General features: G+C 73.5%; 8 protein-coding genes. 3 read left to right on the forward strand and 5 right to left on the reverse strand.

Annotated elements, in window-relative coordinates:
• Window positions 1–12 precede the first annotated feature (12 nt).
• Together FXF51_RS07740 and FXF51_RS07745 are read right to left on the reverse strand one after the other, a co-directional pair.
• Window positions 13–267, reverse strand: coding sequence for a phosphopantetheine-binding protein (locus FXF51_RS07740; RefSeq protein ID WP_148433583.1), 255 nt, complete (start codon window positions 265–267; stop codon window positions 13–15).
• A gap of 28 nt (window positions 268–295) precedes the next feature.
• Window positions 296–1,432 carry a GNAT family N-acetyltransferase gene (locus tag FXF51_RS07745; RefSeq protein WP_148433584.1) on the reverse strand — a complete coding sequence of 379 codons (1,137 nt, stop codon included), beginning with the start codon at window positions 1,430–1,432 and terminating at the stop codon, window positions 296–298.
• Between the two features lie 202 nt (window positions 1,433–1,634).
• Here FXF51_RS07745 and FXF51_RS07750 point away from each other — a divergent pair, with 202 nt between their 5' ends.
• Both FXF51_RS07750 and FXF51_RS07755 read left to right on the forward strand, forming a co-directional pair.
• Window positions 1,635–3,236, forward strand: coding sequence for a flavin-containing monooxygenase (locus tag FXF51_RS07750; protein ID WP_148433585.1), 1,602 nt, complete (start codon window positions 1,635–1,637; stop codon window positions 3,234–3,236).
• Window positions 3,237–3,380: 144 nt separating this feature from the next.
• Window positions 3,381–5,711, forward strand: a complete 2,331-nt coding sequence (locus tag FXF51_RS07755; protein ID WP_148433586.1) for an ExeM/NucH family extracellular endonuclease — start codon at window positions 3,381–3,383, stop codon at window positions 5,709–5,711.
• 43 nt (window positions 5,712–5,754) lie between these two features.
• Here the strand turns inward: FXF51_RS07755 and FXF51_RS07760 are convergent, their stop codons facing one another.
• Both FXF51_RS07760 and FXF51_RS61800 read right to left on the reverse strand, forming a co-directional pair.
• Window positions 5,755–7,362, reverse strand: coding sequence for an ABC-F family ATP-binding cassette domain-containing protein (locus tag FXF51_RS07760; protein WP_148433587.1), 1,608 nt, complete (start codon window positions 7,360–7,362; stop codon window positions 5,755–5,757).
• Window positions 7,363–7,569: 207 nt separating this feature from the next.
• On the reverse strand, window positions 7,570–10,047 hold the full coding sequence (locus FXF51_RS61800; protein ID WP_148433588.1) for a BTAD domain-containing putative transcriptional regulator: 2,478 nt from the start codon (window positions 10,045–10,047) through the stop codon (window positions 7,570–7,572).
• A gap of 232 nt (window positions 10,048–10,279) precedes the next feature.
• Between FXF51_RS61800 and FXF51_RS07770 the strand changes: the two genes are divergently transcribed.
• Window positions 10,280–11,056, forward strand: coding sequence for an AfsR/SARP family transcriptional regulator (locus FXF51_RS07770; protein ID WP_148433589.1), 777 nt, complete (start codon window positions 10,280–10,282; stop codon window positions 11,054–11,056).
• Between the two features lie 84 nt (window positions 11,057–11,140).
• Here the strand turns inward: FXF51_RS07770 and FXF51_RS07775 are convergent, their stop codons facing one another.
• A complete protein-coding gene (locus tag FXF51_RS07775; RefSeq protein WP_222871176.1) occupies window positions 11,141–14,032 on the reverse strand; it encodes an AAA family ATPase in 2,892 nt (963 codons plus the stop codon).
• Window positions 14,033–14,214: the final 182 nt, after the last annotated feature.

The following is a 14,214-nucleotide window of genomic DNA, read 5'->3' on the forward strand; positions in this document are numbered from 1 at the left end:
CGGCCCGCCCCGCTAGCGGGCGCCGGCCGAGCGGGCGCTGTCGAGCAGCGTGCCCAGCCTGCCGTCCACGAAGAACTGCTCAAGCGGCACCTCGACGCCCAGGCGCGACTCGATGCGCTCGATGAGCGTGACCGCGAGCAGGGAGTTGCCGCCCAGCTCGAAGAAGTCGTCGTCCGCCGAGGGGGCGTCCACGTCGAGCACGTCGCACCATTCGGCCAGAACCACGCCGTCAGCCATGTCCACGTCAGTCATGTCCACGTCAGCCATGTCCGCGCATCCTCCAGTCACGTAGCGATCAGGTGAGTCTCACGGCCCAGACGGGGGAGAGCGTCGCGCCCCTGCGCGTCTTGGGCGTCTCGGCGTCGATGCCGAGGTCGATGCCGGTGAGGCGGTGGTCGAGGGCGTACCGGAGCGGGGCGTGGATCAGGCTCTCCACGTACGCCTCGTGCCGGTGCGGGGTGTCGTCGGCGACGCCGGTCTCGTAGATCTCCAGCCGTCCGCCGATCGCGCAGCCGAACGTGACGGCCAGGCAGTCCGGCGTGGTGGCGGCGTACACCGCGAAGGCGACCCGCTCGCCCACCGGCTCGGCCGCCCATTGGGCCAGGCGCGTCCTGAGCAGGCGTGGGTGTTCCTCGATGCCGTGCCTGCGCTTGACCGCCGCCACCAGGTCCGCGCCCGGGGCGACCGCGTCCCGTGCCGGTGTGACCTCGCAGCGCAGCCCGGCCTCGGCCGCCGCCCGGCGGTCCTTGAGCACGGTCCTGCGCCGGCCGGCGGTGAGCGCCGCGAGGAACCGTTCGTCGTCGGGCGGGACGGCGAGCGTGGAGAGGTGACCGATCCGCTCCCGCCGCGGGTCGCCGCCGTCCGGAGCGAAGACCGCGAGGTCGCCGTCCGGAGCGAGAGCCGCGACGCCGTCCGGAGCGAAGGCCGGGTCGCCGTCCGGCAGGAAGGCGGCGAGTTCGTTGTCGCGCACGTAGACGGCCGCCGCGACCAGGCCGCGGTGCTCCGCCTCGGCCCGCGCCCGCCCCACGAGCGCCCGCCGGACCGACTCCGCCCGGCCCGCCGTGAGGCCGGCGCTGGTCACGGCCCCCGCCACCAGGTCGGCGCAGCCTCCGACGAAGAGGTACGCCCGCGCGTCCCCGACCTCGCAGAACAGCCGCGGCGCCAGCACGGCGGGGTCGAACACGGCGCTCGGCACGGCCCGGCTCTTCACCCGCTGCACGGGCAGGAACCCCAGGACGCCGCCGCCCTCCCCGGTGGCCAGCACGATCTCCGTCTCCCAGGAGGCGGAGAGGTAGTGGCGGCCGGCCCTGCCGGGCATCAGGCTCACGGAGGCCGCGTGCCACTCCTGGCCGGACAGCCCGGCGGGCAGGTCATCGATCCCGATCACCTCGGTCGTGACGGGAAGCGCCTCGCGCACCGATAGTTTCGTCATCCGCCGCCACCTGGCCCCCGCCGTCCCACGGAAAACCTCGCCACTCGGGGAACCTAAACCACCGCCTCCGCCCGCAACGACTCATATCGTGCGGTCATGGCTCAGAAACCCCCGAGTGCCAATCCTGTAGCGAGATCTTGGCCGCCGGTCACGCCCATGTCAGGGTTACGGGCACCGACCGAGCCGACAAGGGGTGATCGCCATGACCGAAGCCACGTCCTTCGACGCGGTGGTGATCGGCGCCGGGTTCTCCGGCTTGTACATGCTGCATCGGTTGCGCGGCCTCGGCCTGACCGCCCGGCTCTACGAGGCCGGTGGCGGCGTCGGCGGCACCTGGTACTGGAACAGGTATCCGGGCGCCCGCTGCGACGTGGAGAGCGTCGAGTACTGCTACTCCTTCTCCGAGGAGCTGCAGCAGGACTGGGACTGGACCGAGCGCTACCCGTCGCAGCCGGAGATCCTGCGTTACGCCGAGCACGTCGCCGACCGTTTCGACCTGCGCCGCGACATGAGGTTCCGGACGCGGGTCACCCGCGCCGCCTACGACGAGGCCGCCGCGCGCTGGCGGGTGGAGACCGATAGGGGCGACCGGGTGACGGCCCGTTTCGTCATCACGGCGGTGGGCTGCCTGTCGGACGCCCGCGTGCCCGGCTTCCCCGGCGCCGAGTCCTTCCACGGCGAGAGCTACCACACGGGACGCTGGCCGCACGAGGAGGTGGACCTGGCGGGCAAGCGGGTGGCGGTCATCGGCACCGGCTCCTCCGGCATCCAGATCATCCCGGTCCTGGCGGAGCTGGCCGCCGAGGTGACGGTCTTCCAGCGCACCCCCAACTACACGATCCCGGCCTGGAACCGCCCGCTGCGACCCGAGTACGCCCGCTGGGTGAAGGACAACTACGCCGACATCCGCCGCACGATGCGCGATTCCCTGTTCGGCATCGCGGCGTCGTTCAACACGGGCTCGGCGCTGGAGGTGTCGGAGCAGGAGCTGCGCGACGAGCTGGAGGCGCGGTGGGCCCACGGCGGGCCGGGTTTCCTGGGCGCCTTCGCCGACACCCCGGTGGACCCGCGGGCGAACGAGCTGGTGGCGGAGTTCGTCCGGGAGAAGATCCGGCAGACCGTCGAGGACCCGCGGGTGGCCGAGCTGCTGTCGCCCCGCGACCATCCGATCGGCACCAAGCGGCCGTGCTTCGACACCGACTACTACGCCACGTTCAACCGGCCGAACGTGCGGCTCGTGGACGTGCGCAGGACGCCGATCGAGGAGATCACGGCGGCGGGGCCGCGCACCGCCGAGGCGACGTACGAGGTGGACGTCATCGTCTACGCGACCGGCTACGACGCGTTGACCGGCGCGCTGCTGGCCATCGACGTCACGGGCGCGGGCGGCGCGGCGCTGCGGGAGAAGTGGGCGGCCGGGCCGCGCACGTACCTGGGGCTGATGACCGCCGGGTTCCCCAACCTGTTCACGATCACCGGGCCGGGCAGCCCGTCGGTGCTCAGCAACATGTTCGTCTCCATCGAGCAGCACGTGGACTGGATCGCCGACTGCCTGCGGCACCTGGCGGAGTCGGGCGCGACCGTGATCGAGCCGGACGCGGACGCCGAGGACGCGTGGATGCGGCACGTCGGCGAGGTGGCGGAGCAGACGCTCTACCCGCGGGCCGACTCCTGGTACCTGGGTGCGAACATCCCGGGCAAGCCGCGGGTCTTCATGCCGTACGCCGGGGGCGTCGGAACCTATCGGGCCACCTGCGACGAGATCGCGGCCAAGGGTTACGAGGGGTTCGTGATGTCGCCCTGACCCTCAGGAACGGCGGCTTGGCATCGTCCGAAGCCGCCACATCCAGGGCTCCAAATGGACACGAAGTGTCAATGTTCAAGATTTCATGACACGTCCACACCCAATACAGGATTTTTCGTCGTTTGTCGGTTTACGCTCCCCGGCATGCGTGTTAAGTCCCGGGTCACGGCGATCCTCGTCGTAGCCGGCCTCGCCGGTTCGATCGCCGCCCTGTCCTCACCCTCCGTGGCCGCCGCGGCGCCAGGCACCGTGGTCATCAGCCAGGTCTACGGCGGAGGCGGCAACACCGGCGCCCCCTTCTCCAACGACTACGTCGAGCTGTTCAACCGCAGCACCGCGCCCGTGTCGCTGGACGGCTGGTCCGTGCAGTACACCAGCGCGAGCGGCACCGGGAACTTCGCCTCGAACAAGGCCGACCTGTCCGGCACCCTGGCACCCGGCCAGTACCACCTCCTCCAGCTCGCCGCGGGCAGCACGCCCAGCGGCGCGCTGCCCCAGCCCGACGGCACCGGCTCGATCAACATGAGCGGCACGGCGGGCAAGGTGGCGCTGGTGCGCTCGACGGAGGGCCTGGCCTGCAACGGCTCCTCCACCGCCTGCACCGAGGCCCAGCTCGCGCAGCTCGCCGACCTCGTCGGGTACGGCGCCGCGAACTTCTTCGAGGGCACCGCCGCCCCCGCCCTCACCAACGCCACCGGCGGGTTCCGCAAGAGCGGCGGCTGCGCCGACACCGACGACAACGGCGCCGACTTCGAGACCGCCGCCCCCGCGCCGCGCAACAGCGCCACGGCCGCGGCCCCCTGCGGCGACGGCGAGCCGACCCCGACGCCGACCCCCACTCCTACGGAGACCTGTGACACCCCGGCCACGCACCAGATCCCCCAGGTGCAGGGCAACGGCGACGCCAGCCCGGTGGCCGGGCAGAACGTCCGCGTCGAGGGCGTGGTGACCGGCTCGTTCCAGGGCTCCGGCGGCCTCGGCGGCTTCTCCCTCCAGGCCGCCCGGCCGGACGCCGACCCGGCGACCTCCGAGGGCCTGTTCGTGTTCTCCTCCTCGCCGGTCAAGGCCGGCGACCGGGTGCTCGTCTCCGGCAAGGCGATCGAGTACAACGGCCTGACCGAGATCTCCCCCGCCACCGCCGTGAACGTCTGCGGCACCGGCACGGTCCGGCGCACCGAGATCGACCTGCCGCTCAGGAAGGGCCTGACCTTCGAGCGGTACGAGAACATGCTCGTCACCTTCGACGACGACCTCGCGATCTCCGAGACCTACAACCTGGCCCGGTACGGCGAGCTGCTGCTGGCCGAGGACGAGCGGCTCTTCCAGCCGACCGACCGCGACGGCGTGGACACCGACAGGGACGCGCGGCGCAGGATCCTGCTCGACGACGGCTCCAACGCGCAGAACCCGCCCACGCTGCCGTACCACACCCAGGGCTCGAACACCGTCCGCGTCGGTGACGAGGTGCGCGACCTGACGGGCGTCCTCACCTACGGCTTCGACGTCTACCGCGTCCAGCCGACCGAGCCCGTGGTCTTCCGCGCGAAGAACCCGCGCCCCGCCCGCCCCGAGCGGGTCGGCGGCGACGTCAGGGTGGCCAGCCTCAACACGCTCAACTGGTTCACCACGCTGGGCTCGCGCGGCGCCACCAACGCCGGGGAGCGCGACCGGCAGCTCGCCAAGCTGGTGGCCAACATCACCACGCTCGACCCGGCCGTGGCCGGGCTGATGGAGGTCGAGCGCAACTCCGACGTGGCGCTCAACGCCCTGGTGGACGCGCTGAACGCCAAGGCGGGCGCGGGCACGTACCAGGCGATCACGCACCCGAACCCGGGCACCGACCTGATCCAGACCGCGCTGATCTACCAGCCGGCCAAGGTCACCCCGGTCGGCCCTGCGCGCTCCTCCACCGACCCGATCTTCAACCGGCCGCCGCTGGTGCAGACGTTCGCGGGGGCCAAGGGCCACGGCAGGACGTTCACCGTGCTGGTCAACCACTTCAAGTCCAAGGGCTGCACCGACGTGGACGGCCCGGCCACCGGCGCGGACGCCGACCAGGGCGACGGGCAGAGCTGCTACAACGCCAAGCGCGTCAAGCAGGCGCAGGCCGTGCTGTCCCTGATCGGCGAGCTGAAGCTGAAGAACGCGCTCGTCCTCGGCGACATCAACGCCTACGGCGAGGAGGACCCGATCGACACCTTCGAGGCCGGCGGGCTGACCAGCCTGAGCAAGAGGTACGTGGACGAGGACGAGCGCTACAGCTACGTCTTCGACGGCCTGTCGGGCGAGCTGGACCACGTGCTGGCCGACAAGGGCGCCCGCAAGCTGGTGACCGGCGCCACGATCTGGCACGTCAACGCCGACGAGGGCCGGTTCATGGACTACAACACCGAGTTCAACCCGCCCTACCTGTACGCGCCCGACGCGTTCCGCTCCTCCGACCACGACCCGCTGCTGGTGGGTCTGCGCCTCTGAGAACGCCGCGATCCGGCCGCGGCTCAGCCGCGGCCGGATCGTTTCAGCTTTCCAGCAGGCGGCCGTCCGACAGCTCCAGCCACCGCTCGACCCCGATCTCCGCGAGGAACCGCTCGTCGTGGCTGACCACGATGAACGCCCCCTCGTACGCCGCGAGCGCGCTCTCCAGCTGCCCCACGCTGACCAGGTCGAGGTTGTTGGTCGGCTCGTCGAGCAGCAGGAGCTGCGGCGCGGGCTCGGCACACAGCACGCAGGCCAGGGTGGCGCGCAGCCGCTCGCCGCCGGACAGCACGCCCACCGGCAGGTGCGCCCGCTGGCCGCGGAACAGGAAGCGGGCCAGCAGGTTCATCCGGTCCGCCGCCTGCATGGCGGGGGCCGCGTCGGCGAGGTTCTCCGCCACGGTGCGGTCGAGGTCGAGCAGGTCGAGCCGCTGCGACAGGTAGGCCACCCGGCCGTCGGCCCTGCGCGTGGTGCCGCCGTCCGGCGTCAGGTCGCCGCTGATCATGCGCAGCAGAGTGGACTTTCCCGCGCCGTTCGCGCCGGTCAGCGCGATGCGCTCGGGGCCGCGCACGGTCAGGTCGAGGCCCTGCCCGGCGAACAGGCCGCGCGCCTGCAGGTGCTCGCCCTGGAAGACGGTGCGCCCGGCGGGCACGTTCGTGCCCGGCAGCTCCAGCGCGATGCGCTGGTCGTCGCGCAGCGCCCGCCCCGCCTCGTCGAGCCTGGCCTTGGCGTCGCTGACGCGGGCGGCGTGCATCTGGCCCGCCCGGCCGGCCGACTCCTGCGCGCCGCGCTTCATGTTGCCGGCGAAGATGCGCGGCAGGCCGGCGTTCTTGAGGTTGCGGGCGGCGTTGCCCGCTCGGCGCTCGGCGCGCTCGCGGGCCTGCTGCATCTCCCGCTTCTCCCGCTTGAGCTCCTGCTCGGCGCTGCGCACGGTCCGCTCCGCCGCCTCCTGCTCGGTGCGGACGGCCTCCTCGTAGGCGGTGAAGCCGCCGCCGTAGAAGCGCAGCTCGCCCCGTTCCAGCTCGGCGATCCGGTCCATGCGGTCGAGCAGGGCGCGGTCGTGGCTGACCACGAGCAGGCAGCCGTTCCAGTCGCCGAGCAGGTCGTGCAGGCGGTGGCGGGCCGCGAGGTCGAGGTTGTTGGTCGGCTCGTCGAGCACCAGCACGTCGGGCCGCTTGAGGAGCTGCGCGGCCAGGCCCAGCGAGACGACCTGGCCGCCGCTCAGCGTCTCCAGCCTCCGGTCGAAGGCGAGCCCGTCGAGGCCGAGCCGGTCGAGCTGGGCACGGGTGCGCTCCTCGATGTCCCAGTCGTTGCCGATCGTGGTGAAGTGCTCCTCGGCGGCGTCGCCGGACTCGATGGCGTCCAGCGCGGCGATCACCGGGGCGATGCCGAGCACCTCGGCCACGGTGAGGTCGCCGGTGAGCGGCAGGCTCTGCGGCAGGTAGCCGAGCACCCCCTTGACGGAGATGTCGCCGCTCGACGGCCGCAGCTCGCCGGCGATGAGCTTGAGCAGCGTGCTCTTGCCCGCCCCGTTCGGCGCGACCAGGCCGGTACGGCCGCCGCCCACGCTGAAGGACAGGTCGGTGAAGACGGGAGTGTCGTCGGGCCAGGAGAAGGACAGCCCGGAACAGATGACGAATGCGTCGGACATCGGAGAAGACCTCGAAGAAGGTGACCCGGGCACGGAGCCCGGCAGGGGAACAAGGGATCGACGAGACGGGCCACACCGGCGACGCTCCGCGCGTCGGCCGGGGCCGGGTCAACCTCCGGTATCACCCGGAGATGTCGTCGTCACCTGCCACGTCTGCTCTCCTATTGGTCACGATTGAGCACTTTCCACTGTAGCACCTCACGACTGTCACCCCTCCTGGCGCACGAACAGGCCAGGACGCCGCTCCCCCCACAGCTCCTCGTCCAGGTGACGGTCGCGCCACACCTCGGGCGGATCGGCGAACCAGTCATGACCGAAGATCGCGTAGGGGTGGTCGGCGCCCGCCTGCGTCAGCTCGTACTGCCCCAGGTACGCCATCAGCGGCCGCCAGAGCTGCCCGTTCGCGACCAGCAGGTACGAGGCCGCCAGCCCCGGCTCGTGCAGCCAGCGGCGCAGCATCCACGCCTGGAACACGTCCGTGATGGGCGACGGCTTCGCCTCGAACGCGGGGCAGATCAGGTGCCGCGCGATCCCCACGTGCGCCCCCTGCGGCAGCGCCATGCGGCGGCTCACGTCGTGCCAGATCTCCCCGACGACGGGGTCGGCGTCCAGCTCGTCCGGTTCGAGCCGCCGCAGCGTCAGCCACGTCAGGTAGGCCCGCAGCCGGTCGCTGCCCCGGGAGCGGAGCAGCGTGAACGCCTCCGGCCTGCGCTCCAGCCAGAACCGGACCGACGCGGCCGTCAGCTCGCCCTGCGACTCGCGGGCCATCGCCACGACCTCGTCGTGGTCGGCGGGCGTCACCTCGCACGCGCGCACGTCCTCCTCGCCGACCTGCGACACGTACCGGCTCAGGACGCCGCCGCGCCTGCGCAGGTGGCTGATCGTGCGCATCACCGCCACGGACGCGTGCGGGTCACGGGCGCCGCGCAGCAGCTCGCCCATCGCGTAGTGGCGGATCGTGCGGTGCATGCGCTCGTAGCCGACCGGGTCGCGCCAGCGCAGATGGTGGTCGAGGGCCTCGCGCAGCACCCCGCCGACGTCCAGGCCGTGGGCGGCGGTCTCCACGTACGGCTGCGTCCTGAGCCAGTCGAACAGCTCCGGCGCGGAGCCGTCCGGCAGCACCGTGGCGAGCAGGTCCTCGGTGGTGTGGCGGGCGTGCGCGGACACGTGCAGCGCCCGCCGGTGCAGGTCGGACGGCGCGTCGCCGGCCAGCAGCGCCAGCACCGTGTCCACCACGTGGCGGGCCGCCTCGCGGCGGGCCGGCTGGCCCGTGGCCGACATGCTCCTGCCCACCTCGGCGGCCAGCGACAGGGTGAAGGGATGGCCGGCGGCGAAGTCCACGATGGACGGGCGCAGGCCCGGCTCGACGCCGCGGGCTTCGAGCAGCGCCGTGGACTCGGCGGTGGTGAGGGGTTCGAGGTGCCGGATCACGATCGTCCCCGACCAGGCGGGGTCGGTGAGCCAGGCGGCGCTCGGTCCGGTCCTGCCCGCCGCCACGATCAGCGCGTCCGCGGGCAGGCGGCGGAGGTAGTCGTCGCGCAGCCACGGCTCCAGCTCCGCCAGCTTCTCGAAGGCGTCCACGAGCAGGACCAGGCCCGCCGCCCCTGCCAGCTCCTCCGCACACCGCTCGAGCCGCTCCCGCAGCCCGGCCGCGTGCGACGCGGCCGAATCGGGTGCTCGCCTCGCGGTGGAGGCGTCCAGGCGCCGTACCGTCCTGCCCTCGGCGGCGGCGTCGTCGGCGAGCTGGCCCAGCAGCGCCGACTTGCCGGAACCGGCCGGCCCGCGCACGAACAGCACCCCGGGACGATCCTGCTCCAGCAGATCCAGGAACGCGGCCCGCTCGGCGGCCCGGCCCACGAACCGCGCCCCGGCGGGCCGCAGCGACGGCTCCCTCCTGGCGGGAGGCTCCACCCGGGGCGCGAGCTCGTCGGGATCCGCCTCGGCCCGCAGGATCCGGTCGTGCACCGCCCGCAGCCGCGGCCCAGGGCTGACCCCCAGCTCCTTGCCGAGCAGGTCGTAGACCATCCGGTAGACCTCGAGCGCCTCCGCCCGCCTGCCGCCCGCGTACAGGGCGAGCAGATAGATCTCGTACAGCGGCTCTTCGAGCCGGTTCCGCTCGATGAGCAGCGGCACCTCGGCCGCCACCTCGGCGTGCTCGCCGCGCTCCAGCCGCAGCCGCAGCAGCTCCTGTACGGCGACCAGCCGCAGCCGCTCCAGCCGGAACCGCTCCCGCTCGGCCGCCTCCCCCGGCACCCCGGCCAGCGCGGTGCCCGTCCAGAGGGCGAGCGCCTGCTCCAGCAGCTTCACCGCGCCGGGGACGTGCCCCTCCTCGCGCTCCTGCCTGGAGGCCTCCAGCAGCTCGGCGAACTCCATGGCGTCCACGGCGAACAGCGCGGGATCGAGCATGTAGCCGCCGGACCGCGAGCTGATCGCCGCGTCCAGCCCGTGCGCCGACAGCAGCCGCCTGAGCCGGGAGATATACGTTCTGACGACGGCCTCGCCGGTGGCGGGCGCGTGCTCGCCCCACAGGCCGTCGATGACCTCGCCGATGCGGACGAAGCTGCCGCTGTTGGCGAGCAGCAGCATGAGCACGGCCTGTTGCTGCGGCGTGCCCAGGTCCAGCCGGGTGTCACCGCAGGCCAGGCCGGGCGGTCCGAGAATGGTGAACCGGCAGGGCAGAAGCATGCAGGTAAAGGTAGGTTCGCCCAGGTCTGCGCCGCGACCGTCATATGACGCCATGTGTGTACGTCATGTGTATGTACCCCGCCGAACCCCATATCGTGTCGCAGAACTTACAGACTGCGGACAACTCTGACAATGCGCCGAATCATCGACGCGTCGTCAGTAAGGTCGGTCAGAGATGCCCTTCACGGCATCTGCGACGTGACACGCGAAGCGAAGAGGTGGGGGAACCTCGATGGGCGGGGTGAGTTTCGGGCTGCTGGGCCCGATCAACGTCTGGAGCGGCGGGGAGGAGCTGGACGCGGGGTCCCCGCAACAGCGCGGGGTGCTCGCCCTGCTGTTGCTCGGGGAGGGGCGCCAGGTCTCGCTCGACGAGATCGTCAGCGCGCTGTGGGGCGCCGAGGCGCCGCGCAGCGCCGTCGTGAGCACCCGCACGTACGTCTCGCGCCTGCGCCGGGTGCTGGCCGACGGCGGGGGCGCCGGGCTGGGCGCCGAGGCCGAGATCAGGTCGGCGGGCGGCGGCTACCAGCTCGTCGTGGACCCGGGCACCGTGGACGTGACCGTGTTCCGCCAGACCACCGCCGCCGCGCGGGAGGCCCGCGAGCGCGGCAACACGGCGGAGGCGTCCCGGCTGCTGCGCGGCGCGCTGGCGCTGTGGCGGGGGACCGCCTTCGACGGGCTGGGCGGCGCGTTCTTCGAGGGCCGCCGCACCTGGCTGGAGCAGTTGCGCGCCTCCGTCATGGAGGAGCGCTGGGCGCTGGACATCGAACGGGGCGACTACGGGGAGGCGATCGCCGAGCTGGACCTCGCGACGGCGGCCGAGCCCTACCGCGAGCGGCTGTGGGAGCTGCTGATGTGGGCGCTCGACCGCGACGGCCGCCGCACGGAGGCGCTGGCGGCCTACCGGCGCATCGCCCGGCTGCTGGACGACGACCTCGGCCTGGACCCGGGGCCCGGCCTGCGCAGAATGCACGCCCGCATCAGCACGGCCGCCGGAGCGTCCCTGGTCTGAGCCCCACGCCCGCACCGGCGCGGCCTTGGCCGGTCCGCGGCCGCGTCCTCGCCCCACGCCCGCACCGGGGTGGCGGGCCGGGTGTCACCGGTCGTCCGGCCGGTAGGTCTGGAGTATCCGGGCGAGGTCGGCGCGGGAGCTCACCCCGAGCTTGGGATAGATCCGGTGCAGATGCGTCCCGACGGTGCGGTGCGACAGGTACAGCCGCTGCCCGATCTCCCGGTTCGTCAGCCCCTCGGCGGCGAGCTGCGCGATGCTCAGCTCGTGCGGGGTCAGCCGGTCCCGCGCGTCGGGATCGCGGATAGGGCTCGACTCGCCCGCGCCGCGCAACTCCCGCCGCGCCCGCTCGCCCCAGGCTGCCAGGCCGAGCGCGTCGAAGGACTCCCTGGCCGTACGCAGGTGCATGCGCGACTCCACGGCCCGCCGCCGCCGGCGCAGCCACTCGCCGAACGCCAGGTGGAGCCGCGCCCGCTCGGCGGGCCACCCGGTCAGGTCCGCCCGCAGCGCCGCCGCGAACAGCTCCTCCGCCTCAGGGCCGGTGGCGAGCACGGCCCGCGCGTACCGCAGGCCGATGTGCAGCGCTGGCGACGGCGTGGACGCGGCCGGCGGCTCCAGGTCGCGCAGCACGTCCCGCATGCCGGCGGTCCGCCCGGCGCGCAACGCGGCCTCCGTCAGCTCGGCCAGGAAGTAGGCGCGCAGGCCGAGCTGGTAGGCGGGGTCGGTGGGGTCGAGGATCCGGCTCAGGTCGGCGAACGCGTCCTCGAAGCGTCCCTCGCTCATGGCGGCCAGGCCGCGCGCGAGCTGGACGGTGGCCAGCACGGGCCTGGCGGCGGCGGGCAGCGCGACCCGTTCCGCCTCGTCGGCCAGCGCCCTGGCCTGCTCGTGTTCGCCCCGCAACGCGGCGATCTCCGCCTGAACGGCCGTGGCCAGCCCGTACATGAACGGCTGGCCGGTCTCCTTGGCGAGCCTGGCGGCCTCCTCGGCGGCGGGGACGGCCGTGGCCAGGTCGCCCAGCCTGGTCGCGCTCCACGCCTGGACGGCCAGCGCCCGGGGCAGCAGCCCCAGCCTGCCCTGCGCGCGCAGCCCTGGCGCCGCCGCCGCGGAGAGGCGGGCCGCCAGGTCGAACGCGCCGACCTGCATGGCCGCACTGCCCAGGTACCGATCGGTCTCCGGGTCGGCGCCCGCGGCTCCGGCCAGCTCGCGCAGCCCGCCCAGCACGGCGGCGCCCCGCTCGAACGGCGCCGCGTACGCGTTGATCGCCACCATGCGCGGGTCGCCCGCCGGCAGCGGCAGCCCGTCGGCCACCCGCAGTACCAGGCGGCGGGCCTCCTGGCCCGGCTCGGACCAGAAGCAGCGCATGGCTGCGCCCCACAGGATCCGGACGGCCGGCTCGACGTGGCCCTCGGCGGCGACCGACGCGGCCAGCCCGGCCAGCTCCGGCACCCGGGAGACGTCCTCGCGCACTCCGTCCTCGAAGCCGCTGAGCAGCCAGGCGGCGGTGGCGCGGCGGCGGGGCGACAGGTCGAGGTCGCGCGCGTCGCGGACCAGGCGTTCCGCCGTGTCGCGGCTGCCGGACTCCACCGCCAGCTCGGCCGCGCGCAGCAACCTGAGCGCCTTGGCCTCGCGTTCCTCGCTCAGCCTGGCCGCCTGCTCCAGCGCCGCGATCGCGGCGGGGGCCGCGCCCCGGCGCCTGGCCTCGGCCGCGGCGGTGTCCAGCTCGGTGGCGACCTCCTCGTCGGCCCCGGCGGTCGCGGCGGCGCGATGCCAGGCCCGGCGGTCGGGGTGGTCGCGCAGAGTCTCGGCCAGGGCCAGGTGGGCCTGCCGGTAGGCGGCCAGGGGGGTGGTGGCGGGGATGGCCGAGCGCATCAGGGGATGGCGGAAACGCACCGTGCCGGGGCCCAGCTCGATCAGCCGGGCTTCGACGGCCGGGGCGAAGATCTCCAGCTCGACCGGCGGGGAGGTGGGGGCTCCGGCGGCTTCCACGCTCGGGGCCGGGCCGGCGGCTCCGGTGGCTTCCGTGTTCGGGACGGGGACGGGGACGGGGACGGTGGCGGGGGCGGTGGCGGTGGCGGTGGCGGTGGCGGTGGCGGGTGGTGGTGCGTGCAGGATCAGGCGGGTGGCCGCGAGCGTCTCCGCGACCGACTCGCTCTCGTTGAGCGCCGCCACCAGCAGAGCGGTGCGCGCCGGGGCGGGCAGGGCGGCGACCCGGGCCGTGAACGCCCGCTCCAGCCGTTCGCCCAGCGGCGCGGGCGGGCCGTTCATGCCCGAGTCGTTCAGGGTCGCGGGCAGCTCGATCAGCGCCAGCGGGTTCCCGTCCGCCTCCGCCAGGATCCGTTCCCTGGCGGACGCGGTGAGGCCGGGGGCGGTGGAGTCGAGCAGCCCGGCGGCGGCCTCGCCGGAGAGGCGGCCCACGGGCATCGCCGCCAGCCCCGCCTCCCGCAGCGGCGACGGCTCGTCGTCCCGGAGGGTGACGACCATGGCGAGGGGCTCGGACTCGATCCGGCGCGCCACGAAGGCGAGGACGTCGGCGCTGGCGCGGTCGAGCCAGTGCGCGTCCTCGACGACCACGAGCAGCGGCTGGGCGGCGGCGATCTCGGCGAGCAGGGTCAGCGCGGCCAGCCCGACGAGATACGTGCCAGGCCCCGCCGCATCGGGAACGACGTCGCCGAGGGCGCCGCGCAAGGCGTCGCGCTGCCCGGCGGGAAGCGCGTCCACCCCCGCCCGCACCGGAAACACCAGCTGGTGCAACCCCGCATACGCGAGGTTCCGCTCCCCCTCGACCCCGGTGATCGTGAGCACCCGCGCCCCGGCCCCGCCCGCCGCCGAGACCACCGCCGCGACCAGCGCGGACTTCCCGATGCCCGCCTCTCCCCCGATCAGGACCCCGCCACGCCCCCGGAGCCCGGCGACGAGCCCGGCCAGGGCCTCCAGTTCGGCCTCCCGCCCGAAAAGCGGCATGGTGGTGCGACCCCTCATCTCGGATACGCGAGTCGTGGGGGACCTTACCCGAACGCCCACGTCCTGCTGCAACGCGACGTATACATCCCGCCGGGACATCAGGCCCGCCCGCCGACCGTTCGTCAACGGAGTCTGCGAGCCCCGCTCCTAGGCTGCCATGGCATGTCCATCAACACCGGCTGTCGGGTACGGAAGGCTGA

It is taken from the genome of Nonomuraea sp. PA05, assembly GCF_008086045.1.
GTDB classification, from domain to species: Bacteria; Actinomycetota; Actinomycetes; order Streptosporangiales; family Streptosporangiaceae; genus Nonomuraea; species Nonomuraea monospora.

Excerpts from the sequence above, each read along its gene's own strand:
- FXF51_RS07740 (WP_148433583.1), bottom strand. The coding sequence starts at position 267 with ATGGCTGACGTGGACATGACTGACGTGGACATGGCTGACGGCGTGGTT.
- FXF51_RS07745 (WP_148433584.1), bottom strand. The coding sequence starts at position 1,432 with ATGACGAAACTATCGGTGCGCGAGGCGCTTCCCGTCACGACCGAGGTG.
- FXF51_RS07750 (WP_148433585.1), top strand. The coding sequence starts at position 1,635 with ATGACCGAAGCCACGTCCTTCGACGCGGTGGTGATCGGCGCCGGGTTC.
- FXF51_RS07755 (WP_148433586.1), top strand. The coding sequence starts at position 3,381 with ATGCGTGTTAAGTCCCGGGTCACGGCGATCCTCGTCGTAGCCGGCCTC.
- FXF51_RS07760 (WP_148433587.1), bottom strand. The coding sequence starts at position 7,362 with ATGTCCGACGCATTCGTCATCTGTTCCGGGCTGTCCTTCTCCTGGCCC.
- FXF51_RS61800 (WP_148433588.1), bottom strand. The coding sequence starts at position 10,047 with ATGCTTCTGCCCTGCCGGTTCACCATTCTCGGACCGCCCGGCCTGGCC.
- FXF51_RS07770 (WP_148433589.1), top strand. The coding sequence starts at position 10,280 with ATGGGCGGGGTGAGTTTCGGGCTGCTGGGCCCGATCAACGTCTGGAGC.
- FXF51_RS07775 (WP_222871176.1), bottom strand. The coding sequence starts at position 14,032 with ATGAGGGGTCGCACCACCATGCCGCTTTTCGGGCGGGAGGCCGAACTG.